Annotated in this window: 20 protein-coding genes and 1 tRNA gene; 8 read left to right on the top strand and 13 right to left on the bottom strand. The window is 71.3% G+C overall.

All coding sequences use genetic code 11. The annotated features are described in order from the left end of the window. The first annotated feature begins 108 nt into the window (after positions 1-108). The 5 genes from ACIQUQ_RS13485 to ACIQUQ_RS13465 all read left to right on the top strand — a co-directional run bounded on the left by ACIQUQ_RS13485 (position 109) and on the right by ACIQUQ_RS13465 (position 6,918). A complete protein-coding gene (locus ACIQUQ_RS13485; protein WP_403974830.1) occupies positions 109-1,830 on the top strand; it encodes a PQQ-binding-like beta-propeller repeat protein in 1,722 nt (573 codons plus the stop codon). Between the two features lie 64 nt (positions 1,831-1,894). Continuing rightward, the gene (locus ACIQUQ_RS13480; RefSeq protein WP_403974828.1) at positions 1,895-3,715 is read left to right on the top strand and encodes a PQQ-binding-like beta-propeller repeat protein; all 1,821 of its coding nucleotides are present in this window, start codon (positions 1,895-1,897) and stop codon (positions 3,713-3,715) included. A 165-nt stretch (positions 3,716-3,880) separates the two neighbouring features. Next, entirely contained in the window at positions 3,881-4,570 is a 690-nt protein-coding gene (locus ACIQUQ_RS13475; RefSeq protein ID WP_403659317.1) for a response regulator transcription factor, read from the top strand. A gap of 158 nt (positions 4,571-4,728) precedes the next feature. Then, positions 4,729-5,706, top strand: a complete 978-nt coding sequence (gene galE, locus ACIQUQ_RS13470) for a UDP-glucose 4-epimerase GalE (protein ID WP_403974826.1) — start codon at positions 4,729-4,731, stop codon at positions 5,704-5,706. A gap of 459 nt (positions 5,707-6,165) precedes the next feature. After that, entirely contained in the window at positions 6,166-6,918 is a 753-nt protein-coding gene (locus tag ACIQUQ_RS13465) for a LuxR C-terminal-related transcriptional regulator (RefSeq protein ID WP_403975127.1), read from the top strand. Here the strand turns inward: ACIQUQ_RS13465 and tamR are convergent. Then, complete coding sequence (gene tamR / locus ACIQUQ_RS13460; protein ID WP_399949846.1) at positions 6,877-7,374, bottom strand: MarR family transcriptional regulator TamR; 498 nt, start codon at positions 7,372-7,374, stop codon at positions 6,877-6,879. The genes ACIQUQ_RS13465 and tamR overlap by 42 nt on opposite strands. A 130-nt stretch (positions 7,375-7,504) precedes the next feature. On the opposite strand from tamR, the gene ACIQUQ_RS13455 reads away from it, so the two are divergent. Then, entirely contained in the window at positions 7,505-8,377 is an 873-nt protein-coding gene (locus ACIQUQ_RS13455; RefSeq protein ID WP_403974823.1) for a trans-aconitate 2-methyltransferase, read from the top strand. Then, complete coding sequence (locus tag ACIQUQ_RS13450) at positions 8,378-8,740, top strand: VOC family protein (protein WP_399949852.1); 363 nt, start codon at positions 8,378-8,380, stop codon at positions 8,738-8,740. Between the two features lie 86 nt (positions 8,741-8,826). Here ACIQUQ_RS13450 and ACIQUQ_RS13445 read toward each other — a convergent pair whose 3' ends face one another. From ACIQUQ_RS13445 to ACIQUQ_RS13425, 5 genes are all read right to left on the bottom strand, one after another. Further along, the gene (locus ACIQUQ_RS13445; protein WP_403974821.1) at positions 8,827-10,569 is read right to left on the bottom strand and encodes an FG-GAP repeat domain-containing protein; all 1,743 of its coding nucleotides are present in this window, start codon (positions 10,567-10,569) and stop codon (positions 8,827-8,829) included. A gap of 80 nt (positions 10,570-10,649) precedes the next feature. Beyond that, complete coding sequence (locus ACIQUQ_RS13440) at positions 10,650-12,374, bottom strand: FG-GAP repeat domain-containing protein (protein ID WP_403974819.1); 1,725 nt, start codon at positions 12,372-12,374, stop codon at positions 10,650-10,652. A 119-nt stretch (positions 12,375-12,493) separates the two neighbouring features. Next, positions 12,494-14,182, bottom strand: coding sequence for an FG-GAP repeat domain-containing protein (locus ACIQUQ_RS13435; protein ID WP_403974817.1), 1,689 nt, complete (start codon positions 14,180-14,182; stop codon positions 12,494-12,496). Between the two features lie 173 nt (positions 14,183-14,355). After that, positions 14,356-15,030 (bottom strand): TetR family transcriptional regulator, encoded by a 675-nt coding sequence (locus ACIQUQ_RS13430; protein WP_399949867.1) that lies wholly within the window; start codon positions 15,028-15,030, stop codon positions 14,356-14,358. After that, complete coding sequence (locus ACIQUQ_RS13425) at positions 15,027-16,007, bottom strand: acyl-CoA desaturase (RefSeq protein WP_403974814.1); 981 nt, start codon at positions 16,005-16,007, stop codon at positions 15,027-15,029. The genes ACIQUQ_RS13430 and ACIQUQ_RS13425 overlap by 4 nt, the downstream gene beginning before the upstream one ends. A gap of 437 nt (positions 16,008-16,444) precedes the next feature. Between ACIQUQ_RS13425 and ppc the strand changes: the two genes are divergently transcribed. Continuing rightward, the gene (gene ppc, locus ACIQUQ_RS13420; protein WP_403974811.1) at positions 16,445-19,177 is read left to right on the top strand and encodes a phosphoenolpyruvate carboxylase; all 2,733 of its coding nucleotides are present in this window, start codon (positions 16,445-16,447) and stop codon (positions 19,175-19,177) included. Between the two features lie 77 nt (positions 19,178-19,254). On the opposite strand, the gene ACIQUQ_RS13415 is transcribed toward ppc, so the two are convergent. From ACIQUQ_RS13415 to ACIQUQ_RS13385, 7 genes are all read right to left on the bottom strand, one after another. Beyond that, positions 19,255-20,037, bottom strand: coding sequence for an LPXTG cell wall anchor domain-containing protein (locus ACIQUQ_RS13415; protein WP_403974808.1), 783 nt, complete (start codon positions 20,035-20,037; stop codon positions 19,255-19,257). 197 nt (positions 20,038-20,234) lie between these two features. Further along, positions 20,235-20,822 (bottom strand): aminoacyl-tRNA hydrolase, encoded by a 588-nt coding sequence (pth, locus tag ACIQUQ_RS13410; protein WP_403975125.1) that lies wholly within the window; start codon positions 20,820-20,822, stop codon positions 20,235-20,237. A gap of 91 nt (positions 20,823-20,913) precedes the next feature. After that, entirely contained in the window at positions 20,914-21,498 is a 585-nt protein-coding gene (locus tag ACIQUQ_RS13405; RefSeq protein WP_399949879.1) for a 50S ribosomal protein L25/general stress protein Ctc, read from the bottom strand. 227 nt (positions 21,499-21,725) lie between these two features. Then, the gene (locus ACIQUQ_RS13400) at positions 21,726-22,703 is read right to left on the bottom strand and encodes a ribose-phosphate diphosphokinase (RefSeq protein WP_403659348.1); all 978 of its coding nucleotides are present in this window, start codon (positions 22,701-22,703) and stop codon (positions 21,726-21,728) included. Positions 22,704-22,826: 123 nt separating this feature from the next. After that, complete coding sequence (glmU, locus tag ACIQUQ_RS13395; protein WP_403974805.1) at positions 22,827-24,272, bottom strand: bifunctional UDP-N-acetylglucosamine diphosphorylase/glucosamine-1-phosphate N-acetyltransferase GlmU; 1,446 nt, start codon at positions 24,270-24,272, stop codon at positions 22,827-22,829. Between the two features lie 110 nt (positions 24,273-24,382). After that, positions 24,383-24,454: transfer RNA gene (locus ACIQUQ_RS13390), tRNA-Gln, on the bottom strand. A gap of 24 nt (positions 24,455-24,478) precedes the next feature. After that, positions 24,479-25,168 (bottom strand): hypothetical protein, encoded by a 690-nt coding sequence (locus ACIQUQ_RS13385; RefSeq protein WP_403974802.1) that lies wholly within the window; start codon positions 25,166-25,168, stop codon positions 24,479-24,481. Position 25,169 lies beyond the last annotated feature (1 nt).

Raw genomic sequence — 25,169 nt, 5'->3', positions numbered from 1 at the left:
GTCACGGGCCGGTTCGCCCTTGGGAACAAGCGAGCGAACCGGCCCGTGGCGTGTCGTAAGCGGGTGGTAAAAAGAGGAACCCGACCGCCGACGCAGAGGTATGCGCTGATGACCACGCCGCCCCACCAGCCCCCCGGCGGCTACGGCGCCCCGCAGCAGCCGAACCAGCCGCCGCAGCCGCCGAACCAGCCGCCGCAGCAGCCCGCTTACGGGTACCCGGGCCAGCAGCCCGCCCCCGGCCAGCCCCAGCCGGGCTACGGCTACCCGGCCGGCCCCAACCCGTACCAGCAGGCGCCCGGCACGCCGAACCCGTACCAGCAGGCACCGGGCACGCCCAACCCGTACCAGCAGCCCGGCCCGTACGCGCAGCCGCAGCCGGGACACGGCTACCCGCCCCCGGTCCCGCCGGGCGCCGGCGGCAGCGGCACCCCGCCGAAGAAGAAGCTGACGGCGCTGATCGCCGCCTCCGTGGCCGGCGTCCTGCTCCTCGGCGCGGGCGCCTGGTTCGTCTTCCGGGACGGCGACGACCCGGAGAAGAAGCCCGTCGCCCAGCAGAGCGGCGACGCCAAGCCCTCCGGTTCCCCCTCGGTCGACACCGGGGACGGCAACGGCGACGGCGCCCAGAACAACCAGGACTACAACGCCGCCCGCAAGCCCGGCGAGGACAAGGTCCTCTGGCTCAAGATGAACGAGCAGGACGTGCCCGGCGACGGCGCAGACGCCCCCGCCATGTGGGTCGTCGGCGACACCGTGGCCAAGGTCGTCTACAAGACCGTCACCGGTTACGGCGTCAAGGACGGCCAGCGCAAGTGGTCCGTGCCGTTCGACGCGGAGATCTGCGGCACGCCCCGCCAGACCACCGCCGACGGCAAGGTGGTCATCGGCTTCAAGAGCGGCGTCTCCAAGAACGCCACGTGCAACCAGCTCCGCCAGATCGACCTCAAGTCCGGCACCGCCGGCTGGACCAAGGAGGTGCCGGAGGAGGGTCCGTTCGACATCATGACCCGACTCCAGCTGGCCATCAGCGGAGACGTCGTCACCGTCAGCCGGCTGGGCCCCTCCAGCGCCTTCAAGGTCAGCGACGGCACCCGGCTCTGGGCCCAGACCAGCGGCCAGTGCCTGCCCGACGCCTACGCGGCGGGCGGCGGCCGGCTCGTCGGCGTCGGCACCTGCACCGACAAGGACCGGATCGGCCACGTCGAGGACGTGGACCCCGCCACCGGCAAGCCCCGGTGGACCTACAAGCTCCCCAAGGGCTGGCGCGCCAACCGGATCTACTCGCTCGACCCGGTCATCGTCGACATGGACAACGACGCCGAGAAGAAGCGCGCCATCGTCGTGCTCGGCTCCGACGGCAAGATGCGCACCCAGTTCATCAGCAAGTCCCAGTTCGCGCCCCGCTGCGAGTGGTCCGTCCTCACCCGCGACCCGCAGAGCTGCATCGGCGCGGTCGCCGACGGCAGCCGCTTCTACTTCCCGACCGCGGGCAAGGGCAACGAGATCGTCGCCTTCAGCCTCACCACGGGCAAGGAGATGTGGCGCGCCACCGCCGGGTCCGACCGCACGGTGCTGCCGCTGTCCGTCGAGAACGGCAGGATCCTCGCCTACGTCGAGCCCACCTACGACAAGGGCGGCGAGATCGTCTCCTTCGCCACGACCGGCGGCAAGCCCACCACCGTGCTGCGCAACCCCGCCTCCGCCCGGGACGTCGAGGACTCGTTCATCGACCCCCAGATCGCCTACGCCGACGGCCGCCTCTTCCTCTCCGTCTCTCGCCTCCTGGGCAAGGACAACACCCAGGAGAAGCTGATGATGGTGTACGGCAAGTGACGGTCCTCCCGGACGAGACGGAATCCCCCCACGTGAGCGCCGACCACCGAGAGGCAAACACCCCATGAGCACCCCGCCCCAGCCCCCCAACGAGGGCTTCGGCGCCCCGCAGGAGCCCCCGGCCGGCGGCTTCGGCGCGCCCACGCCGCCGCAGCAGCCGCCCGCCGGCGCCCCCGGCTACGGCTACCCGCAGCAGACCCCGGGCCCGTACGGCCAGCCGCCGCAGGCCCCCGGCCCGTACGGCCAGCCGCAGCCCGGGCCGTACGCGCAGCCGCAGCCGCAGCCCCAGCCCGGCCCGTACGCCCAGCCGGGCCCGTACGCGCAGCCCCAGCCGGGCCCCTACGCCCAGCCCCAGCCCGTCACGCAGCCGATGTACGGCCCCGGGGCGCCCGCACCCAAGGCCCCGGGCGGCGGCAGCGGCAAGAAGGCGCAGGCCGGCATCGTCGTCGCGGCCGTGGTGGCCGTGGCGGCCATCGTCGGCGGAGGCCTCTGGTACGTGGCCGGCGACAAGGACGCCGACGGGGGCGGCGGGAAGGAAGGGGCGAAGAACAGCGCGTCGGCCACCCCCGGCGGCGCCACGGCCGGCGGCACGCCCGTCCAGACCGAGGCGCTGGAGAAGGCCCCGGCCGACCCCAAGTCGAAGACGCTCGTCAACATCGAGCACCCGAAGGTCACCGACCTGGTGAACGTGGTCGGCTCCTGGCTGACGGACTCCGTCTACGCCAAGACCGACGTGCAGAAGATCGTCGGCTACGACGCGGCCACCGGCACCCCCAAGTGGACCCTGCCGCTGCCCGGCCAGGTCTGCGGCGCCAGCCGCCACACGACCCCCGACGGCAAGACCGCCTTCCTCTACGAGGCCTCCAAGCGCACCCCGGCGAACAAGTACCCGCAGTGCACCGAGGTCGGCGTCCTCGACGTCAACTCCGGCAAGATGGTGTGGAACGGCTCGGTCACCACCACGGCCGGCGGGGACGCGAAGGTCGCCTTCAAGGAGATCACCATCAGCGGCCAGACCGTGGCCGCCGGCGGCCTCCGGGGCGGCGCCGCCTGGAACCTCAACGACGGCAAGAACCTCTGGAAGCCCAGGGCGGACGACCCCGACCGCTGCTACGACATGGGCTACGCGGGCGGTCCCGGCCTCGCCACCATCCGCAAGTGCGGCGACTACGACAACCGCTACCTGGTGGTGCAGTCGCTGAACCCGACCACCGGCGCGCCCGTCAGCTCCTACAAGATGTCCCCGGGCATCGAGTGGGCCAGCATCGTCTCCAGCAGCCCGCTGGTCGTGGCCGCGGACGTCGGCGACGCCGCGGGCGACGGCAGCGGCATCTCGGACCTCTTCTCCATCGACGAGAAGACCGGGCAGCTGCGCCAGCGCATCCCGCTCAAGTCCGACCTGTACGCGGCCCGCTGCGAGGGCACCTCGGTCGAGTCCTGCCAGAAGATCGTCGTGGGCAACGGCCGGGTCTACGTGCCCAGCGAGGAGCGCGAGGTCAAGTCCGGCACCTTCGAGCGGACCAACGAGATCCACTCGTTCGACCTGATGACCGGCAAGCAGACCACGGACCGGGCGTCGGCGGGCGCGAAGTACAAGATCTTCCCGCTGCGGATGGACGGCCCGAACCTGATCGCCTACAAGTGGCCCCCGTACTCCTCGGGCGGCCAGGTGGTCAGCCTGGACGGGAAGACCTTCAAGGAGACCGTCCTGATGCAGAACCCGGGTCACAAGTCCTTCGACGACCCGGAGACCAGCTTCTCCGACAGCTACTCCGAGTACCGCTACGGCAAGGGCCGGCTGTTCATCTCGGAGACCATGATCAGCAAGCCGTACTCGTCCTCCAAGGACAAGGACTGGCTGATCGCCTCCTTCACCACCGGCTGACCCTGGCTCCGAACGGTCCGGAATCGTCCGGCAGTTCACCAGGAGGGCGCCTTTCCGACAAGGGAGGGCGCCCTCTTCGGCCTTCCGGGGGCTTCTCGCCGGTAACCGGCACGCTGCGTCGAACAAGCGTGTAGCTTGCCGGGGCAGAGGGGTAGGGGGCACCTAATGGGCGTCAGGGTCATGGTGGTGGACGAGCACCGGCTGCTAGCCGAGGCTCTCGCCTCCGCGCTCAAACTGCGCGGGCACCGCGTGCTCGCCGCGGCCGCCCCGGCCGCCGGAGCGGCCGAACTGGTCATCAGCCGCGCCCCCGAGGTCTGCCTGCTGGGCACCGCCGCACCCGCCGAGCCCGGCGTCTTCGACCCCGTGGTCCGCATCAAGCGCGAACGCCCCCAGATCGCCGTCGTCGTGCTCGGGCCGGTGCCCAGCCCGCGCGGGATCGCCGCCGCGTTCGCCGCCGGCGCCTCGGGCTACGTACGCCACGACGAGCGCATCGAGGGCGTCGAACGCGCCCTGGCCAAGGCCCGCGCCGGGGAGGCCGCCGTCGCCCCCCAGCTGCTCCAGGGCGCCTTCGCCGAACTCCTCAACCCCGTCCCCGCACCCGACGACGAGGGCAGCAGACTGCTCCAGCTCCTCACCCCGCGCGAGGTCGAGGTGCTGGTCAGGGTCGCCGAGGGCGAGGACACCCGGGTGATCGCCGCCGGGATGAGCATCGCGCCGAGCACCGCACGGACCCACGTACAGCGGGTACTCATGAAACTGGGCGTCGGCTCCCGCCTGGAGGCCGCCGCCCTGGCCGCACGCACCGGCCTGCTGGACCGCGTCTCCATCCCGGTCCAGCCGGGCCCCCGCGCGTAATCCGGCGAACAGCTCCGCGAACGCGCCGCCCGAGACCGCCCGACCGCCTTCCCTCCCCCACCCGCGCGGGTGACGGCCACAGAACACGCACAGCCCGGTCTGGCATTGTGGCGCCGCGGTTCCAGTACGGAGCAACGACTGCGAGAGGGAGCGAGCGAGTGAAGAAGTACCTGGTCACCGGCGGCGCCGGATACGTCGGGAGCGTCGTCGCCGCGCATCTTCTGGAGGCGGGCCACGAAGTGACCGTCCTCGACGACCTGTCCACCGGCCACCGCGAGGGCGTCCCCGCGGGCGCCACCCTGATCGACGGCCGGATCCAGGACGCCGCCCGGCACCTGGACGGCTCTTTCGACGCGGTCCTGCACTTCGCCGCCTCCTCGCAGGTCGGCGAGTCCGTCGTCAATCCCTCCAAGTACTGGGAGAACAACGTCGGCGGCACGCTGGAGCTGCTCTCCGCGATGCGCACGGCGGGCGTCCGCACGCTGGTGTTCTCCTCCACGGCGGCGACGTACGGCGAACCCGCCGACGGGCTGCTCACCGAGACCTCGGTCACCGCGCCCACCAACCCCTACGGGGCCTCCAAGCTCGCCGTCGACCACATGATCGCGGGGGAGTGCGCGGCACACGGCCTGGCCGCGGTCTCGCTGCGCTACTTCAACGTCGCGGGTGCGTACGGGCCGTACGGCGAGCGCCACGACCCCGAGAGCCACCTGATCCCGCTGGTCCTCCAGGTCGCCCTCGGGCAGCGCGGGTCGATCTCCGTGTTCGGCGACGACTACCCGACCCCGGACGGCACCTGCGTACGCGACTACATCCACGTCGCCGACCTCGCGGAGGCCCATCTGGCCGCCCTGGAGACGGCCACGCCGGGTGAGCACCTGGTGTGCAACCTGGGCAACGGCAGCGGGTTCTCCGTGCGCGAGGTCATCGAGACCGTCCGCAAGGTCACCGGCCACCCGGTGCCCGAGGTCATCGCCCCGCGCCGGCCCGGCGACCCGGCCGTCCTCGTCGCCTCCGCCGCCACCGCCCGCGACCGGCTCGGCTGGGAACCCACCCGCTCGGACCTCGCCGGAATCGTGACCGACGCATGGGAGTTCGCACGGCGGCGGGCGGCCGGGGACCCGGCCGGGGCTTGAGGGCGGCGCGGTGCGGCGGCGCGTACGCCGAGCAACGCGCCGCCCCGCGCGGAACGCGCGGGCGCCCGGCGCGTACACGCCGCGTGAAATGCACCACGTGCACCCACGCGTGACCGACCAGATGTTTTCGGCCACCTGCCAAAAGTGAATGCGCCGGGCCCGCGCGGGCGCACCACCCCATCTCCTCGGCGTAACGGCGGAGTTCGTCGTTTCCGTCCGGTAAATCCCACGGGAAAACTTCCGGGATTCGGCCAACTGCCGTGCGTCCCCGCCGTACGCTGATGCTCGACACCGGTGGGGGCCGGTGTTGTTTCAGGGGTCGAGACAGTCGGGTACGGCGTCCGGGTCGGGGTAGCAGTCCAGTTGCGGCGGCGGCCGTGGCGCCGGACTGCGGAACACCCGCTCCGCTTCGGGCGCCGTACCCGCGCCGGTCCGTTCCCCGTCCCTCTGGGGGTGTCTGTGGTTCGTATCCGGGTCCTCGTGGTCGACGATCACCGCATCTTCGCCGAATCGCTCGCCGCCGCGCTCGCGGCCGAGCCGGACGTCGAGGTGTCCGCGGCGGGCAGTGGCCCCGCCGCCCTGCGCTGTCTGGACCGCGCCGCGGCCGACGGCCGCAGGTTCGACGTCATGCTGGTCGACGCCGACCTCGGCGCCGGCACCGGTCCGGCGCGCTCCGTGTCAGAGGGGGGCGGCCCCTCCGACGGCATATCCGTGGTCGCCGCGGTGCGCGGCTCCCAGCCCGCGGTCCGGGCGGTCGTGCTCGCCGAGCGCGACGACCCGCGGCGGGCCGCGACGGCCCTCCAGGCCGGGGCCTGCGGCTGGGTGGCCAAGGACTGCTCGCTCTCGCGCCTGCTGGCCGTGATCCGGGGGGTGCTCCGCGAGGAGACCCACCTGCCCCCGGCGCTCCTGACGGGGGTGCTGAGGGAGCTCACGGCGGCCAGGAAGCACCGTACGGACAGCGAACGGCTGGTCGAGTCCCTCACCCCGCGCGAGCACGAGGTGCTGCGGTGCATGGTGGCCGGACTCAATCGCAAGGACGTCGCCGCCCGTCTCTTCCTCTCCCCGCACACCGTGCGTACCCACATGCAGAACGTGCTGGGGAAGCTGGGGGTGCACTCCACCCTCGCCGCCGTGGCGCTGGCCCGGAGGGCCGGGGTGCGGCCCGCGGAGCTACCCGGGGATGTTGTCGAACGGAGCGGTCAACTGGCGTAGCAGCCCCGCCAGTTCGGTCCGCTGCGCACGCGGCAGCTGGGCCAGGATCGCCCGCTCCTGGGCGAGCAGTCCGGCCAGTGCCTGGTCGGCGCGGTCACGGCCCTCGGGGGTCAGGCGGACCAGTACCCCCCGCCGGTCGCTGGGGTCGGGAAGGCGCTCGACCAGGCCCTTCTTGGCGAGCCGGTCGATGCGGTTGGTCATGGTGCCCGACGTGACGAGCGTCTGGGTGAGCAGCTGGCCGGGGGAGAGCTGGTACGGGGCGCCCGCGCGGCGCAGCGACGTCAGGACGTCGAACTCCCAGGGCTCCAGGCTGTGCTCGGAGAAGGCAAGGCGGCGCGCCCGGTCGAGGTGGCGGGCGAGCCTGCTGACCCGGCTGAGCACTTCGAGCGGTTCCACGTCGAGGTCAGGGCGCTCCCGACGCCATGCCGCGACCAGTCGGTCGACCTCGTCCTCCATGCTGATCAGTGTAAGGGGTCTGTCGATGTGAAGTCTCTTGACGTCAAGATATATTTCGCGCGACCATGGGGCATGGACGGGCGGGAACTGCTTCCGCTTCCGCTCACCCAGCCAGTAGGGAGGCTCGAACATGCATTCCGATACCGCGCCGTCCACGAGCTCCGCAGCCAACACCGCCACGACCCCGGCGACCCCCGTCTGGGACCCCCAGCAGTACCTGCGCCACGCGGACCACCGCACCCGGCCCTTCACGGACCTGCTGGCCCGCATACCGGAGCTCCCCGTCGACGGGCGCCCGGCACGCATCGCCGACCTCGGCTGCGGCCCCGGCAACGTCACGGCGCTCCTCGCCGACCGCTGGCCCACCGCCAAGATCACCGGCTTCGACCTCTCGCCCGAGATGCTCACCAGGGCCGACCAGGAGTACGCAGGCCCCACCGCGGGCGGCGGCAGCCTCGACTTCCGGCCCGCCGACCTCGCCCACTGGATGCCCGAAGAGCCGTACGACCTGATCGTCTCCAACGCCGCCCTCCAGTGGGTGCCCAGCCACCCGGGATCCTTCCCGGCCTGGATCAACGCCCTCACCCCGGGCGGCACCTTCGCCTTCCAGCTCCCCGGCAACTTCTCCGCCCCCAGCCACGCGCTGCTCGCCGCCCTGTGCGACACCCCGCGCTGGCGCGACCGGCTCGCCGGACACGGAGCCCGCTACATCCACCTCCTGGAACCCGCCGAGTACCTCGCCCGGCTCACCGAGCTGGGCTGCGACACGGACGTCTGGGAGTCCACCTACCACCAGCTGCTCCGAGGGCCGGACCCGGTCCTGGACTGGGTCAAGGGCACCGCCCTGCGGCCCGTGCTCACCGCCCTGAAGGACGATCCGAAGGCGGCCGGGGAATTCCTGGAGCAGTACCGGGACCTGCTGCGGGGGGCCTATCCGCCGGGCCCGCGGGGGACCGTCTTCCCCTTCCGCAGGATCTTCGCCGTCGCACGCAAGGAGGCATGAATGCTCGTCGCCGTGGACCACGTCCAGCTGGCAGCCCCGCCCGGTACCGAGGACCGGCTCCGGGAGTACTACACCGGAGTCCTGGGCATGGAGGAGATCCCCAAGCCCCCGGTCCTCGCCGCCCGCGGCGGCTGCTGGTTCGCGGCCGGCCCGGTCCAGCTCCACCTGGGCGTCGAGGCGGAGTTCCATCCGGCCCGCAAGGCGCACCCGGGCCTGAGAGTGCGCGACATCGAGGCGTACGCGCGGCGCCTGGAGGAGCGCGGGGCCGAGGTCGTCTGGGACGACAACCTGCCGGGCCACAAGCGGTTCTACTCCGAGGACCCGGTCGGCAACCGGCTGGAGTTCCTGGAGCCGGCCGCCTGACGGCCGGCCCGGCGCGCAAGGCGGCGGCCCGTCACCGGAACCTCCGGTGATGGGCCGCCGCCTTGCCGTGCCTCCTGCAACCCGGGTCAGACCAGGTTCTTGTACACGTTCCAGCCGCTGCCGATGCCCACCCGGGCCGCGAAGGTGGCGGTGCCGGAGTGGCCCGTGGCCGTGTAGCGGTACAGGTTGCCCGCGCCGTCCCGCGCGAGCAGGTCCGCGCGGCCGTCGCCGTTGATGTCACCGGGGGAGACCAGCTTGGTGTACCCCGACCAGCCGGTGCCGACCTTCACGCGGGAGCCGAACGGCGCCGAGGCCTTGCCGGTGCCCTTGTAGAGGTACAGCGTGCCGCCGTCGCGCGCGACCAGGTCCGCGCGTCCGTCGCCGGTGACGTCACCGCCGCCGACGAGCTCCTCGTACGAGCCCCAGCCCGAGCCCACCCTGACGCGGGAGCCGACCTTCTTGCCCGTACCGTCGCCCGGGTGGAGCCACAGCACGCCGGAGGTGTCGCGGCTGATCAGGTCGCCCCTGCCGTCGCCGTTGAGGTCGCCGGGGCCGGCGACCAGCTCGGTGGCGGACCAGTCGCCGGGGATCGCGCTGTCGTCCGAGTAGTTGTAGAGCTCGCCCTCGTGCAGCTCCAGCAGGGAGGCCCAGTCCCGCTCGGACAGGCCCGTGCCGTAGGTCAGGCGCGGCGAGCCCTGCCAGATGCCGGTGTCACTGGCCTGCCACTTGTCGCTGAGCTTCCCGCTCGCCGAGGCCGCGTACTGCCAGGTGGTGCCCGTCCCGTCGAGGCCCAGGACGCTGTGCTTGCCGTAGTTGGGCGTGATGCCCCCGCCGACGAGCAGCGTGGTGTACTGCCAGCCGGTGGCGCAGTTGCTGCGGGCGCTGAACTTGCCGGCGCTGGTGCCGAAGTAGCAGTACAGCGTGCCGCCGGCGGAGCGGGCGAGCAGGTCCGCGCGGCCGTCGCCGTTGATGTCGTCGTTCGAGAAGAGCGTGTTGTACGCGTTCCAGCCCGGCCCGATCTTCACGCGGGCGCGGAACGGCGACGAGGTGCTGCCGGTGCCCTTGTAGAAGAACAGGTTGCCGTAGGTGGTCCGGGCGACCAGGTCGCCGGTGCCGTCGCCGTCCACGTCGCCCGCGCCGACCAGCTGGTCGTAGACGCCCCAGCCGGTGCCGACCTTGACGGGAGCGGAGAACGGGTTGCCGCTGCTCGCGCCGTTGCCCCGGTAGAGGTAGAGCGTGCCGCCCGGGGTGCGGGCGAGCAGGTCCTGGCGGCCGTCCCGGTTCAGGTCGCCCGCACCGAAGACGCGGTTGTACATCTGCCAGCCGGTGCCCGTCCACAGGGGGGCGCTGGCGCTGGTGCCGTTGGTCGTCCTGAGCGACAGCCGGCCGGAGGGGGACAGCGTGAGCAGCTCGGGCGCCGCGGAGCCCCGCAGGTTGCCGACCTGGATGATGTCCTTCGCCTGCTGGGTGTCGCTGCCGGGAATGGTGAACTCGGGCGCCTCGCCGCCGCTCGAACCGGTCAGGAAGACCCAGGACTTCCCGGACAGGGTGCGGAACAGGAAGTCGCTGTAGCCGTCGCCGTCCAGGTCCAGCCGGGGCTTGGACCGCCCGGTCGCGTACGTGGACCGCTGCGCGCCCGACGGCTCGGCCTGCGGACGCTCCGGCGAGGCCGACGGCTCGGCCTGCGGGCGCTCCGCACCGACGACGGCGCTGGTGCCGGGCACCGGACCGGCCACGGCCGGGCCGGCGCCGAGCAGTGCTCCCGCGGACACGGCGAGGGCCGTGCAGGCGGCGAGGCGGGCGAGGCGCTTGGGACGTGCGTGAGACAAGATCCCCCCAGGGACGTCGTACGACAGGTGGTCGGAAGAGGGCGCGGGGACCCGCACCAGGCGGGCCCCCGCGGAAGGGCCTAGTACAGGCCCTCGAAGGTGTTCCACCCGGAGCCGAGCAGCACGCGCGCACCGAAGGTGGACGTGCCGGTCTTGCCGGTGGCCATGTAGCGGTAGAGGTTGCCGCCGGAGTCGCGGGCCACCAGGTCGGCGCGGCCGTCACCGGTCAGGTCGCCGGGCGAGGCGATCTGGTTGTACGTGTTCCAGCCGGTGCCGACCGTCACGCGCGAGCCGAACGGCGCCGAGGCGTTGCCGGTGCCCGGGTACAGGTACAGCGTGCCGCCCGAGGTGCGGGCGATCAGGTCGGGACGGCCGTCGCCGGTGAAGTCGCCGCCGCCGACGAGCTTGTTGTAGGTGCCCCAGCCGGAGCCGACGCGGACGGCGGTCTTGTACGCCTTGCCGGTGCCGTCGCCCGCGTAGAGGTCCAGATAGCCGGTGGACGTCACGTTGAGCAGGTCGCCGCGGCCGTCTCCGGTGAGGTCGCCGGGGCCGGTGATGTTGACGGCGTTGCCGGGGATGCCGGCGGCCAGCTGGGAGACGTTGCCGCGGTGGACGTACAGCCCGCCGACGGTGATCTCGACCGGGGACACCCAGTTGACCTTGTCCAGGCCGGCGGCGCCGGTCATCTTGGCGGTCGGGATCTGGAATCCGGTGTCGTCCTTCTCGTAGAAGGAGCCGTTCGCCTTCGTGAGGTACTGGTAGATCTTGCCGTCGGTGCCCCGGGCGAGCAGGCTGTGCCTGCCGTAGTTGGCGGTGATGCCCGAGCCGAGGAAGAACTCGGTGTCCTCCCAGCCCGACTGCCAGAAGTGACGGGTGCTGAAGCGGCCGCTGCCGGTCGAGAGGTAGACGTAGACGCTGCCGGCGTAGGTGCGGGCCATGATGTCCGCCCGGCCGTCGCCGCTGAGGTCGTCGGTGGCGACGATCTGGTTGTACGCCCCCCAGCCCGGGCCGACCTTCACACGGGCCTTGAACGGCGTGCTGGAGCTGCCGGTGCCCTTGTAGAACCACAGGTCGCCCGCGGTAGTCCGGGCGAGCAGGTCGCCGATGCCGTCGCGGTCCAGGTCGTTGGTGCCGATGATCTGGTCGTACGAGCCCCAGCCGGTGCCCACGTGGATGCGGGTGCCGAAGGGGTTGCCGGAGGTGGCGCCGTTCCCCTTGTACAGGTACAGCGAGCCGCCCGGCGTACGGGCCAGGACGTCCATGCGGCCGTCCTTCGTGAGATCGCCCGCGGCGATCACCCGGTTGTAGATCTGCCAGCCGTAGCCGGACCAGATCGCGGCGCCCGCGCCCGACTTGCCGGCCGGGTGCAGCGACAGGCGGCCGTCGAAGGACAGCGTCAGCACCTCGGGCGCGGCGGTGCCGCGCACGTTGCCGACTGGGATGACGTCCTTCACCGTCTCGACATCGTCACCGTCGATGGTGAACCTCTCGGAGGTGTCGCTGGTCGAGGACGTCATGAACGACTGGGAGGTGCCGGAAACGTGGCGCCAGACCAGGTCCGGGAGCCCGTCGCGGTCGTAGTCCATGCGGGACTTCGCCGGGGTCGTCGCGTACGTGGACTTCGCGCTGCCCAGCCACGGCATGGCGGGCCGTGACTTCGCGGCGCCCGCCGGCGCGGACGGCTTGTCCGCGGCCAGCGCGGGCGAGGCCCCCAGCGTGCCGGCGGACAGCGCGAGGGCGGTGCACGCGGCGAGACGGGCGAGGCGCTTGGGGCGCGAGATCGGGGTGGGACGGGAGATGGACATGGGTGCCCCCTGGGGACGAGAGGTGGTGCTGGTGGAGAGGAAGAAGAAAAATCGTTTCGCCGCCCGGGCCGCAGACCGCGCGTCGCGTTCTGCGGGCGGCGACGAGGCCGGGGCCGCCGTCAGCCGAGGTACGTGTAGCCGCCCCAGCCGGTCGCGATCCTGGTCCGGGAGGAGAGGGCGGCGGTGCCCGCCTGGCCCGTGCCCGTGTACCGCCAGACGTCGCCCGCGGCGTCCCGGGCGACCAGGTCGGCCCGCCCGTCGCCGTTGAGGTCACCGGTCGCGGCGAACTCGCCGTACGCACCCCAGCCGGGGCCGATCAGGACCCGCGCCGCGAACGGCGCGCCCGCCGACCCGGTGCCCGGGTAGAGGTACAGCCGGCCGCCCGTGTCCCGGGCGAGCAGGTCGGTGCGGCCGTCGCCGGTGACGTCGCCCGCGCCGAAGATCCGGTCGTAGCCGCTCCAGCCGGGGCCCACGGCGACCGGGGCCGAGACCGCCAGCCCCTTGCCGTCGCCCGCGTGCAGGGACAGGACGCCCGAGCCGTTGCGGGTCAGCAGGTCGCCCTTGCCGTCCCCGGTCAGGTCACCCGGGCCGACCAGCAGCCTGGCGCCGGTCCACGTGCCCGTCACCGGCAGGTCCGTGTCGAGGTTGCGGACCGTCTCCGAGGAGAGCTTCAGCAGGTGCGCGTCGTCGCGGGTGTCGAGGCCCGAGGCGAACACGGGCCGGCCCGACCAGCCGCCCGGGTACCCGGCGTCGGTACGCGGCCGGAACTTCCCGTTGGCCAGCTCGCCGTACTCGTACAGCCCGCCGCCCGCGGCCGAGGCCAGCACGCTGTGCCGGCCGTAGTCCGGCACGCTGCCGTGCCCGGCCAGGAAGCGCAGCGCCTCGCCGCCGGTACCGTACTTCGCCCGCGCGGCGAAGGTGCCGGAGCCGGTGGAGCGGTAGGACCACAGGGTGCCGTCGAAGGCGCGGCCGACCAGGTCGGCCCGGCCGTCGCCGTCGATGTCGTCGGCGCCCACGAGCTGGTTGTACGCGTTCCAGCCCGGGCCGACCTTCACCCGGGTCTTGAACGGCGCCGACGAGCTGCCGGTGCCCTTGTAGAACCACAGGTCGCCGTTGAGCGACCTGGCCACCAGGTCGGCGATGCCGTCCCGGTCCAGGTCGTTCGCGCCGACCAGCTGGTCGTACGACTGCCAGCCGCCGCCCACCCGCACGCGGGACGCGAACGGCTCACCGGTCAGCGCACCCGTCGCCCGGTACAGGAAGAGGTCGCCCGACGGGGTGCGGGCCAGCAGGTCGGTGCGGCCGTCGCGGGTCAGGTCACCCGGGGCGATCACCTTGTTGTACGCGTTCCAGCCGCCGCCCGCCCAGCTGCGCCGGGTCGTGCCGTACGGGCCGTCCGCGCTGTACAGCGAGAGGACGCCCCAGGCCGACACGGTCAGCAGCTCCGGCGCGGAGGTGCCGCCCAGGTTGCCCGCCGCCAGGACGTCCTTGAACACCTCGGCCATGTCGACGGCCTGGATGTTGAAGTCCACCTGCTGCCCGCTCTTGGACAGGGTCACCGCGACCCGGCCCTCCACGTCGCGGAACAGGTCGTCGGAGACCCCGTCCCCGTCCACGTCCAGCCGCGGCCCGACCGCGGCCGCCGTCGCGTACGCGGCACCCCGCGCGGACTGCTTGCCCGCGCCCAGCCGCACCTCGGGCAGGGCGGGACCGTCCGCGGCCACCGCGGGCGCGGCGAGCAGCGCGCCCGCCGACACGGCGAGCGCGGTGCAGGCGGCCAGCCGGCGCAAGTACGGCGAAAAAGACAAGGTCCCCCCCGGGACATGAGACGGGTACCCCCGGGGGACTGGGGTGGGCGGTACAGGCGTGCGAACTGCGCGCGGGCCCACGGATTCCCGGGAGTGTCAGGAGGCTAACCCCGCCGCTCCCGGAAAAAGAAGTCGTTGCCCGTACAACCTTTTGCGCTGTCGCGGTGCCCGGCTCAATTCTTCCTGTGGCCCACCAGCCGGGGCTTCGCCTCCAGCCCGTCCAGCCCGTGCCAGGCCAGGTTCACCAGGTGGGCGGCCACTTCCGCCTTCTTCGGACGCCGCGTCTCCAACCACCACTGGCCGGTCAGAGCGACCATGCCGACCAGCGCCTGCGCGTACAGCGGCGCCAGCTTCTGGTCGAAGCCCCGCGCCTTGAACTCCAGCCCCAGGATGTCCTCGACCTGCGTGGCGATGTCACTGATCAGCGAGGCGAAGGTGCCCGTCGACTGCGCCACAGGCGAATCCCGGACCAGGATCCGGAACCCGTCCGTGTAGGCCTCGATGTAGTCGAGCAGCGCGAAGGCGGCCTGCTCCAGCAGCTCCCGCGGATGACCGGCGGTCAGCGCACCCGTCACCATGTCGAGCAGCTGGCGCATCTCCCGGTCCACCACGACCGCGTACAGACCCTCCTTGCCGCCGAAGTGCTCGTACACCACCGGCTTGGAGACCCCGGCCTTCGCCGCGATCTCCTCCACCGACGTGCCCTCGAAGCCCTTCTCGGCGAACAGGGCGCGACCGATGTCCAGCAGTTGCTGCCGGCGCTCCGCACCGGTCATCCGGACCCGGCGGCCACGCCGGGGCTTGTCGTTGCTGGGAATGCTGCCGTCGATCGCCACGTCACCCATCATGCCGCGTTTGCGGCCTTCTCCTTGCGCCGGGCATCGATCCGGGCGTCCGACGGCCAGCGCACGTCGGAGGCCCACCCCGCCTGCTCGAACCAGCGGATCAGCCGGGCACTGGAGTCGACCTGGCCCCGCAGCACCCCGTGCCGCGCCGACGTCGGGTCCGCGTGGTGCAGGTTGTGCCACGACTCCCCGCACGACAGCACCGCGAGCCACCACACGTTGCCCGACCGGTCACGCGACCGGAACGGCCGCTTGCCCACCGCGTGGCAGATCGAGTTGATCGACCACGTCACGTGGTGCAGCAGCGCCACCCGCACCAGCGACCCCCAGAAGAAGGCCGTGAACGCCCCCCACCACGACATCGTGACCAGTCCGCCCACCAGCGGCGGGATCGCCAGCGACAGCATCGTCCAGAAGATGAAGTCGCGCGAGATCCGCCGGATCGCCGGATCCTTGATCAGATCCGGGGCGTACTTCTGCTGATCGGTCTGCTCCTCGTCGAACAGCCACCCGATGTGGGCCCACCACAGGCCCTTCATCAGCGCCGGCACCGTCTCGCCGAACCGCCACGGCGAATGCGGGTCACCCTCCGCGTCCGAGAACTTGTGGTGCTTGCGGTGGTCCGCCACCCACCGCACCAGCGGCCCCTCCACCGCCATCGACCCAGCCACCGCCAGCGCGATCCGCAACGGCCGCTTCGCCTTGAAGGAACCGTGCGTGAAGTAGCGGTGGAAACCGATGGTGATCCCGTGGCAGGCCAGGAAGTACATGAACACCATCAGGCCCACGTCCAGCCAGCTCACCCCCCAGCCCCACGCCAGAGGGATCGCCGCCAGCAGGGCCACGAAGGGCACGGTGATGAAGAGCAGCAGCGCGATCTGCTCGATGGAACGCTTGCTCTCCCCGCCCAGCGTCGCGGAGACCGGCGGCCCTCCGGCCGCCTCCGGGGCGTCTTCGATCACGTCGGGGCTGATGGTCATGGGGCGTCCCCTGAGGGTGAGGAATCGGCGGAATGCCAGGCTACGGAACCGTAACCTACGGCATCGTAAGTATCCCAGCGCCTACCCCCGCGGCAAGAGGGGAACACCCCCCGCGCAAAGAGAAGGGGGACACCCCCGAGGACACCCCGGAAGAAGGAACGGGAGACCCCCGCGGGAAGAAGGGAAGACCCCCGCGGGAAAAAGGGGGGAGACCCCTGCGGAAGCCACGCCCGGAGTCCGTCTGGTGGGCACCGCGACCAGCGCACGAGCAGCGGCGCCTATCCTTGGGTCTCGTCGGACAGCGCGGTCCGCACGGGCAGCCGGGGGCTGCGCACCACACGGCAGTGCCTTCGGACGCACATCCGAACACGGGCACCGCCACGCGTCCCCGCGCCCACCTCCCAGTAGCGCTCGAAACACTGCAAGGAGCCGCACCTGTGAGCAGTGCTGACCAGTCCACCACCGGCAACGCAGAGCTGCGCGCCGACATCCGCCGCCTCGGCGACCTCCTCGGCGAAACACTCGTACGCCAGGAAGGCCAGGAGCTCCTCGACCTCGTCGAGAAGGTCCGCGCCCTCACCCGCACCGACGGCGAAGCCGCCGCCGAGCTGCTCGGCGACACCGACCTGGAGACCGCAGCCAAGCTCGTACGAGCCTTCTCCACCTACTTCCACCTCGCCAACGTCACCGAACAGGTGCACCGCGGCAAGGAGCTGCGCGCCCACCGCGCCGCCGAGGGCAGCCTCCTCGCCCGCACCGCGGACATGCTCAAGGACGCCGACCCCGAGCACCTGCGCGAGACCGTCGGCAACCTCAACGTCCGCCCGGTCTTCACCGCACACCCCACCGAGGCAGCCCGCCGCAGCGTCCTCAACAAGCTGCGCCGCATCGCCGCCCTCCTCGAAGAGCCCGTCACCGGCGCCGGCGACCGCCGCCGCCACGACCTGCGCCTCGCCGAGAACATCGACCTCATCTGGCAGACCGACGAGCTCCGCGTCGTCCGGCCCGAACCCGCCGACGAGGCCCGCAACGCCATCTACTACCTCGACGAACTCCACGCCGGCGCCGTCGGCGACGTACTCGAGGACCTCGCCGCCGAACTCCAGCGCGTCGGCGTCGAACTCCCCCCCGGCACCCGCCCCCTCACCTTCGGCACCTGGATCGGCGGCGACCGCGACGGCAACCCCAACGTCACCCCCGACGTCACCCGCGAGGTGCTGATCCTCCAGCACGAGCACGGCATCACCGACGCCCTCGAACTCGTCGACTTCCTCCGCGGCCTGCTCTCCAACTCCATCCGCTACACCGGCGCCACCGAGGAACTCCTCACCTCCCTCCAGGCCGACCTGGAGCGCCTCCCGGAGATCAGCCCCCGCTACAAGCGCCTCAACGCGGAAGAGCCCTACCGCCTCAAGGCCACCTGCATCCGCCAGAAGCTCCTCAACACCCGCGAGCGCCTGGCCAAGGGCACCCCCCACGAGGAAGGCCGCGACTACCTCGGCACCGCCGAGCTCCTCACCGACCTCACCCTCATCCAGACCTCCCTGCGCGAACACCGCGGCGCCCTCTTCGCCGACGGCCGCATGGACCGCACCATCCGCACCCTCGGCGCCTTCGGCCTCCAGCTCGCCACCATGGACGTCCGCGAGCACGCCGACGCCCACCACCACGCGCTCGGCCAGCTCTTCGACCGCCTCGGCGAGGAGTCCTGGCGCTACGCCGACATGCCCCGCGACTACCGGCAGCGGCTCCTCGCCAAGGAACTCCGCTCCCGCCGGCCCCTCGCCCCCACCCCGGCCCCCCTCGACGCCGCCGGCGCCAAGACCCTCGGCGTCTTCGGCACCGTCAAGGACGCCTTCGAGAAGTTCGGCCCCGAAGTCATCGAGTCCTACATCATCTCGATGTGCCAGGGCGCCGACGACGTCTTCGCCGCCGCCGTCCTCGCCCGCGAAGCCGGCCTCATCGACCTCCACGCCGGCTGGGCCAAGATCGGCATCGTGCCGCTCCTCGAAACCACCGACGAGCTCCGCGCCGCCGACGTCATCCTCAACGACATGCTCGCCGACCCCTCCTACCGCCGCCTGGTCTCCCTCCGCGGCGACGTCCAGGAGGTCATGCTCGGCTACTCCGACTCCAGCAAGTTCGGCGGCATCACCACCAGCCAGTGGGAGATCCACCGCGCCCAGCGCCGCCTGCGCGACGTGGCCCACCGCTACGGCGTACGCCTCCGCCTCTTCCACGGCCGCGGCGGCACCGTCGGCCGCGGCGGCGGCCCCTCCCACGACGCGATCCTCGCCCAGCCCTGGGGCACCCTCGAAGGCGAGATCAAGGTCACCGAGCAGGGCGAGGTCATCTCCGACAAGTACCTCGTCCCCTCCCTCGCCCGCGAGAACCTCGAACTCACCGTCGCCGCCACCCTGCAGGCCTCCGCCCTGCACACCGCGCCCCGGCAGTCCGACGAGTCCCTCGCCCGCTGGGACGCCGCCATGGACACCGTCTCCGACGCAGCCCACGCCGCCTACCGGCGCCTCGTCGAAGACCCCGACCTGCCCGCCTACTTCTTCGCCGCCACCCCCGTCGACCAGCTCGCCGACCTCCACCTCGGCTCCCGGCCCTCCCGCCGCCCCGACTCCGGAGCCGGCCTCGACGGACTCCGCGCCATCCCCTGGGTCTTCGGCTGGACCCAGTCCCGCCAGATCGTCCCCGGCTGGTACGGCGTCGGCTCCGGCCTCAAGGCACTCCGCGAGACCGGCGGCGACGACGTCCTCGAAGAGATGCAGGCCAACTGGCACTTCTTCCGCAACTTCCTGTCCAACGTCGAGATGACGCTGGCCAAGACCGACCTGCGGATCGCCCGCCACTACGTCGACACCCTCGTCCCCGACGAGCTCAAGCACGTCTTCGCCCTCATCGAGGCCGAACACGCCCTCACCGTCGCCGAGGTCCTCCGCATCACCGGCGGCGAGCAGCTCCTCGACAGCCAGCCCGTCCTCCAGCAGACCTTCGCCGTCCGCGACGCCTACCTGGACCCCATCTCCTACCTCCAGGTCTCCCTGCTGGCCCGCCAGCGCGCCGCCGCGGCCGCCGGCGAACCCGCCGACCCGCTCCTCGGCCGCGCCCTGCTCCTCACGGTCAACGGCGTCGCCGCCGGCCTCCGCAACACCGGCTGACCCGGCCCGCACCAACGCCGAGGGCCCCCGCACCGTCCAGGTACGGGGGCCCTCCGCGTACGAGCCTTCGCCCGCGGCTACTGCGTACGGCGGCGGCGCACCACCAGCACCGCACCCGCGGCGATCAGCGCACCCGCCATCGTCGCCAGCAGACCCACCGGCGCACCCGCACCGGTCGTCGCCAGATCACCGCCCGGCGCACCGGACGAACCGCCCGTCGCCGCACCCGACTCCGAAGCGGAAGCCGACGGGGACGCACTGTCCGACGGACCGGCACTGCCGCTCGGCGACACCGACGACGAACCCGAAGGCGAACCGGAAGGCGTGCCCGACGGAGTACCGGACGGCGTCTGCGACGTGCTCGACGACGGAGTGCCCGACGGCGTCCCCGACGGCGTCCCCGACGGCGACGACGAGCCGGACGGCGTACCCGACGGCGACGGCCCGCCCGCGGCCGGGCAGGTGTGCGACAGGTTGAACCACTTCACCGAACCGCCCACCACCTCGGCGGAAGCGGCCGTCAGCTTCGCGCCGGGCGCGGACGCCACGTACGCGTGCTTCTCCGTCGGCGGCCCGAAGACCGTCACGGTCTGCTCGCCACCGGGCTCGAACGTGACCTTCAGCTTCACGAACGTCGTCGAGTTGCCCGGCAGCACGAAGTGCCAGCCGTCCTTCGACGACGGGATGCCGGCGCAGGTCTTCTCGTTCTCGACACCCTGCGACGTCGCCGTCAGCGGCAGCGACTGGTGCAGCGGCACCGGGTACGAATCGGCGGCGAACGCGGGAACGGCGGCCGAAGCCACCAGCAGAGCGGCGGACGCGGGCAGGACGACCGCCCCGCGGATCCTGGATATGGGCATGGGGATACCTCTGGCGCAAGAGGGGGAACTGTGCCGTGGGAGGTGGCGGCTCAGCATGCTGACGGCGCCACCCCCAGGTCAAGAGGCATGCAGCAGTATTCGTACGCAGTTCAGCCCACGCGCCCCGCTTTGTCCGAAGTAACGATCGGCAAACGGAAGGCAAAGGTCCGACCCACACCCCCTCAACTCCCCACCCCTCAGGAGTTGTACGAGGACTGCGCCCGCTCCAGACCCTCCAGCACCAGGCACTCCACCGCGTCCGCAGCCCGGTCCACGAAGTAGTCCAGCTCCTTCCGCTCCGCCGACGAAAAGTCCTTCAGCACGAAGTCCGCCACCTGCATCCGGCCCGGCGGACGGCCGATCCCGAACCGCACCCGGTGATACTCCGCACCCATCGACTTCGTCATCGACTTCAAACCGTTGTGCCCGTTGTCCCCGCCACCCAGCTTCAGCCGCAGCGTCCCGTAGTCGATGTCCAGCTCGTCGTGGATCGCCACCACCCGCTCCACCGGCACCTTGTAGAAATCCCGCAGCGCCGTCACCGGACCACCCGACAGGTTCATGAACGACATCGGCTTCGCCAGCACGATCCGCCGGTTCGCCGGACCCGCCGGACCGATCCGCCCCTCCACCACCTGCGCCCGCGCCTTGTGCGCCTTGAACTTCCCCCGGATCCGGTCCGCGATCAGGTCCACCACCATGAACCCGACGTTGTGCCGGTTCCCCGCGTACTCGGGACCCGGATTCCCCAGGCCCACCACCAGCCAGGGACCGTCGGCCGCCATCTCCGCCATCACAAAGCTCCTCACATGGGACGACCGCCGCCCCGCTCCAGTGGAGCCGGACGGCGGTCGGTCAGCAACCAGACGAAGAGGCTCAGGCCTCCTCGGTCTCCTCGGCCTCGGCGGCCGGCTCCTCGGCCTGCGCGGCCAGGACCTGCAGCACCACGGCGTCGGCGTCGGTCACCAGGGTGGCACCCGACGGCAGAGCGATGTCCTTGGCGAGCACGGACGCACCGGCCTCCAGGCCCTCGACGGAAACCGTCACGGACTCGGGCAGGTGGGTGGCCTCGGCCTCGACCGAGAGGGTGTTCAGGACGTGCTCCAGCAGGTTGCCGCCCGCAGCCAGCTCGCCCTCGGTGACGACCGGGATCTCGACCGTGACCTTCTCGCCCTTGCGGACGGCCAGGAAGTCCACGTGCAGCAGGTCGCGCTTGATCGGGTCCTTCTGGACGGCCTTCGGGATGACCAGCTCGGTGCCGTCGCCCGCGATGTCCAGGGAGATCAGGACGTTCGGGGTCTTCAGCGCCATGAACAGGCCGTGGCCCTCGACGGAGACGTGCTTCGGGTCCTGGCCGTGGCCGTAGATGACCGCGGGGACGACCTTGTTGCGACGGGCCTCACGGGCACCGCCCTTGCCGAAACGGGTGCGCAGCTCGGCGGAGAGCTTGACCTCGGACATGTTCACTCCTCGTGGGGTGACGAAAACGGACAGGGTCACCCGGCCACGAAACGGCCTGCTACGAAGAGCGCGTCGATAACGGAGCGCCGGACACCAAAAGGTGCGGCCTCCCTCGCCGAGCAACTCGAAGAGTCTACCCGGCACGGAGGCCGCACCCCAAAAGGATCTAGCGGGACCCGCACCCGCGAGGACCAGGCCCTACACGGCCCGGCCCCCCAGGCGGATCCTTACTGCTGCTCCTCGAACAGGCTCGTCACCGAACCGTCCTCGAAGACCTCACGCACCGCACGCGCGATCGTCGGCGCGATCGACAGCACCGTGATCTTGTCGAGCTCCAGGTCCGACGGATCCGGCAGCGTGTTCGTGAAGATGAACTCGCTCACCTTCGAGTTCTTCAGACGGTCCGCCGCCGGCCCCGACAGGATGCCGTGCGTCGCCGTCACGATGACGTCCTCCGCACCGTGCGCGAACAGCGCCTCGGCCGCGGCGCAGATCGTGCCACCCGTGTCGATCATGTCGTCGACCAGGACGCACACGCGGCCCTTGACCTCACCCACGACCTCGTGGACCGTCACCTGGTTGGCGACGTCCTTGTCACGGCGCTTGTGCACGATCGCCAGCGGCGCGTCCAGACGGTCACACCAGCGGTCCGCCACCCGCACACGGCCGGCGTCCGGAGACACCACCGTCAGCTTCGTACGGTCCACCTTCGCGCCCACGTAGTCCGCCAGCACCGGCAGCGCCGACAGGTGGTCCACCGGACCGTCGAAGAAGCCCTGGATCTGGTCCGTGTGCAGGTCGACCGTCAGGATCCGGTCCGCACCCGCCGTCTTCAGCAGGTCCGCCACCAGACGCGCCGAAATCGGCTCACGGCCCTTGTGCTTCTTGTCCTGACGGGCGTACCCGTAGGACGGGATGATCACGGTGATCGAGCGGGCCGACGCGCGCTTCAGCGCGTCGATCATGATCAGCTGCTCCATGATCCACTTGTTGATCGGAGCCGTGTGGCTCTGGATCAGGAAGCAGTCCGCGCCGCGCGCCGACTCCTGGAAGCGGACGTAGATCTCACCGTTCGCGAAGTCGAAAGCCTTGGTCGGCACGAGGCCGACTCCCAGCTGGTGCGCGACCTCCTCGGCCAGCTCGGGGTGGGCGCGGCCGGAGAAGAGCATCAGCTTCTTCTCGCCGGTCGTCTTGATCCCGGTCACAGCACTGTCTCCTCAGACGTGTTGAAGCTGCTCGCCCCCGCGCGCGTCCGTCCCGCGCGCGGCAAGCCAGCCGAATTGCGTGCACCTATCACGGTACGCCGACATCGACGTACCCGTTTCCGGTCAGACTTCGCCGACGGGCTCGTCGCCCGCCGACTGAGCCGCCTGCGCGGCCGCGCTGCCCGGACGCTTACGAGCCACCCAGCCCTCGATATTCCGCTGCTGGCCCCGTGCCACGGCCAGCGCGCCGGGCGGCACATCCTTGGTGATGACCGAGCCGGCAGCCGTGTAGGCACCGTCCCCGATCGTGACGGGAGCCACAAACATGTTGTCCGACCCCGTCTTGCAGTGTGAGCCGACCGTGGTGTGGTGCTTCGCCTCACCGTCGTAGTTCACGAACACACTGGCCGCGCCGATGTTCGAGTACTCACCGATCGTCGCGTCACCCACGTACGACAGGTGCGGGACCTTCGTCCCCTCACCGATCGTCGCGTTCTTCATCTCCACGTACGTGCCGGCCTTGGCCTTCAGCCCCAGCCGCGTCCCCGGACGCAGATACGCATACGGACCCACGCTCGCCGACTCACCGATCACCGCACGGTCCGCCACCGCGTTGTCCACCCGCGCACCCGCACCCACCTCGGTGTCCTTCAGGCGCGTGTTCGGACCCACCTCGGCACCCTCCGCCACGTGCGTCGACCCCAGCAGCTGCGTACCCGGATGGATCACCGCGTCCTGGCCGAAAGTCACCGTCACGTCCACGAACGTGCTGCCCGGATCCACCACGGTCACACCCGCCAGCATCGCCCGCTCCAGCAGCCGCGCGTTCAGCAGCCCACGAGCCTCCGCCAGCTGCACCCGGTTGTTGATCCCCAGGATCTCCCGGTGGTCACCACCGACCGACGCACCCACCCGGTGCCCCGCCGCCCGCAGGATCCCCAGCACGTCCGTGAGGTACTCCTCGCCCTGGCTGTTGTCCGTACGGACCTGCCCCAGCGCCTCCGCCAGCAGCTTCCCGTCGAACGCGAACACCCCGGAATTGATCTCGCGGATCGCACGCTGCTCGTCGCTGGCGTCCTTGTGCTCCACGATCGCCGTGACGGCACCCGAGGAGTCCCGCACGATCCGCCCGTACCCGGTGGAGTCCGGCACCTCGGCCGTCAGCACCGTCACCGCGTTGCCGTCCGCGGTGTGCGTCCCGGTCAGCGCGGCCAGCGTGTCACCCGTCAGGAGGGGAGTGTCGCCGCACACGACGACCACGGTCCCGTCCACCGGACCACCGAGCTCCTCCAGCGCCATGCGGACCGCGTGCCCGGTGCCGTTCTGCTCGTGCTGCACCGCGGTGCGGGTCCCGGCGTAGTGCTCGTCCAGATGGGCGACGACCTGCTCGCGGGCGTGCCCCACGACCACGACCAGATGCTGCGGATCCAGCTCCCGAGCTGCGGAAACCACGTGACCGACGAGCGACCGCCCGCTGATCTCGTGCAGGACCTTGGGAGTGGCCGACTTCATGCGGGTGCCCTCACCCGCTGCGAGTACGACGACGGCTGCCGGGCGGTTGGCGCTCACGGGTGTGCCCTTCGGCTTTTCGGGGGTGGACTTCCGAAGGATACCGGGGGGCCACGTCCCGGTAACGAGCACGGGTCCCGACCGGAACGGTCGGGACCCGTTTACTGCTGCTCCCCTGCCAGGACTCGAACCCGGACATAGGACTCCAAAGGTCCCAGTGCTGCCGATTACACCACAGGGGATAGCAAACTCGATCAAATCGGACATTAGGCTCTGTTGATCGAGGTGGCGGCACCTACTATGCCGCACCAGGCCCCCTCGATGCGACGGTACAAGTCGCTACTTGCGGTGACCTTGACGATCAAGCATCCGCGGTAGTTCTCGCCGGTGTTCTTGCGGACAGTCTTGGGGTTGTGCTTCTTCAGCGTGGTCTTCTGCAGCGCTGACGGATCGACGCCCGCAACGTCGGCCCAGTAGTGCTCTGCGCCCGTGACGTCGGCGGATTCGTGGATCATCACGCGGAAGCGCAGCCGGTCGCGGGGGATCCCCAGCAAGTCCAGCCAGGCCAGGTACACGCCGATCACGTCCGGGTCGCTGTTGATGAATGCGACCGTCTCGTCGCGCCGGTAGGGCTTGCTCTTGCTTCCCTCGGCCCAGTACAGGGCCACGCCGGCGATGAAGAGCTCCCGGTCGCTCAGGGCGCCGACGGCCTCACGGGAAGCCGCGATCGAGGCCTGCCTGGCCGCTTCGCGGATGGGGCCTTCCCGTGCCCATCGCTTGAGGGCCGCGTCCCTCCCCTGTTCCTGGGGCGACCGGCGGTCCACCTTCGGCAGGTCCCGCACCCAGAGGGAGACGGAGCTCTTCGAGCAGCCCAGCTCCGCCTGGATCTCGTTGTAGGTGCGGCCCTGGAGGCGGAGCTCGCGGGCTCGGGTCTGGAGGTCGGTTTTCGCTCGCATG

Origin of the sequence: Streptomyces sp. NPDC101118 (assembly GCF_044759445.1) — a bacterium.
GTDB lineage: Bacteria > Actinomycetota > Actinomycetes > Streptomycetales > Streptomycetaceae > Streptomyces.
Note: the sequence above shows the minus strand (reverse complement) of the source record. Positions and strands in the feature narration are given on the sequence as shown.

Bases quoted from the DNA above. Each gene is read 5' to 3' on its own strand.
- ACIQUQ_RS13485 (WP_403974830.1), top strand. From the start codon at position 109: ATGACCACGCCGCCCCACCAGCCCCCCGGCGGCTACGGCGCCCCGCAG.
- ACIQUQ_RS13480 (WP_403974828.1), top strand. From the start codon at position 1,895: ATGAGCACCCCGCCCCAGCCCCCCAACGAGGGCTTCGGCGCCCCGCAG.
- ACIQUQ_RS13475 (WP_403659317.1), top strand. From the start codon at position 3,881: ATGGGCGTCAGGGTCATGGTGGTGGACGAGCACCGGCTGCTAGCCGAG.
- tamR (WP_399949846.1), bottom strand. From the start codon at position 7,374: ATGGAGGACGAGGTCGACCGACTGGTCGCGGCATGGCGTCGGGAGCGC.
- ACIQUQ_RS13455 (WP_403974823.1), top strand. From the start codon at position 7,505: ATGCATTCCGATACCGCGCCGTCCACGAGCTCCGCAGCCAACACCGCC.
- ACIQUQ_RS13450 (WP_399949852.1), top strand. From the start codon at position 8,378: ATGCTCGTCGCCGTGGACCACGTCCAGCTGGCAGCCCCGCCCGGTACC.
- ACIQUQ_RS13440 (WP_403974819.1), bottom strand. From the start codon at position 12,374: ATGTCCATCTCCCGTCCCACCCCGATCTCGCGCCCCAAGCGCCTCGCC.
- ACIQUQ_RS13430 (WP_399949867.1), bottom strand. From the start codon at position 15,030: ATGATGGGTGACGTGGCGATCGACGGCAGCATTCCCAGCAACGACAAG.
- ACIQUQ_RS13425 (WP_403974814.1), bottom strand. From the start codon at position 16,007: ATGACCATCAGCCCCGACGTGATCGAAGACGCCCCGGAGGCGGCCGGA.
- ACIQUQ_RS13415 (WP_403974808.1), bottom strand. From the start codon at position 20,037: ATGCCCATATCCAGGATCCGCGGGGCGGTCGTCCTGCCCGCGTCCGCC.
- pth (WP_403975125.1), bottom strand. From the start codon at position 20,822: ATGGCGGCCGACGGTCCCTGGCTGGTGGTGGGCCTGGGGAATCCGGGT.
- ACIQUQ_RS13405 (WP_399949879.1), bottom strand. From the start codon at position 21,498: ATGTCCGAGGTCAAGCTCTCCGCCGAGCTGCGCACCCGTTTCGGCAAG.
- ACIQUQ_RS13385 (WP_403974802.1), bottom strand. From the start codon at position 25,168: ATGCGAGCGAAAACCGACCTCCAGACCCGAGCCCGCGAGCTCCGCCTC.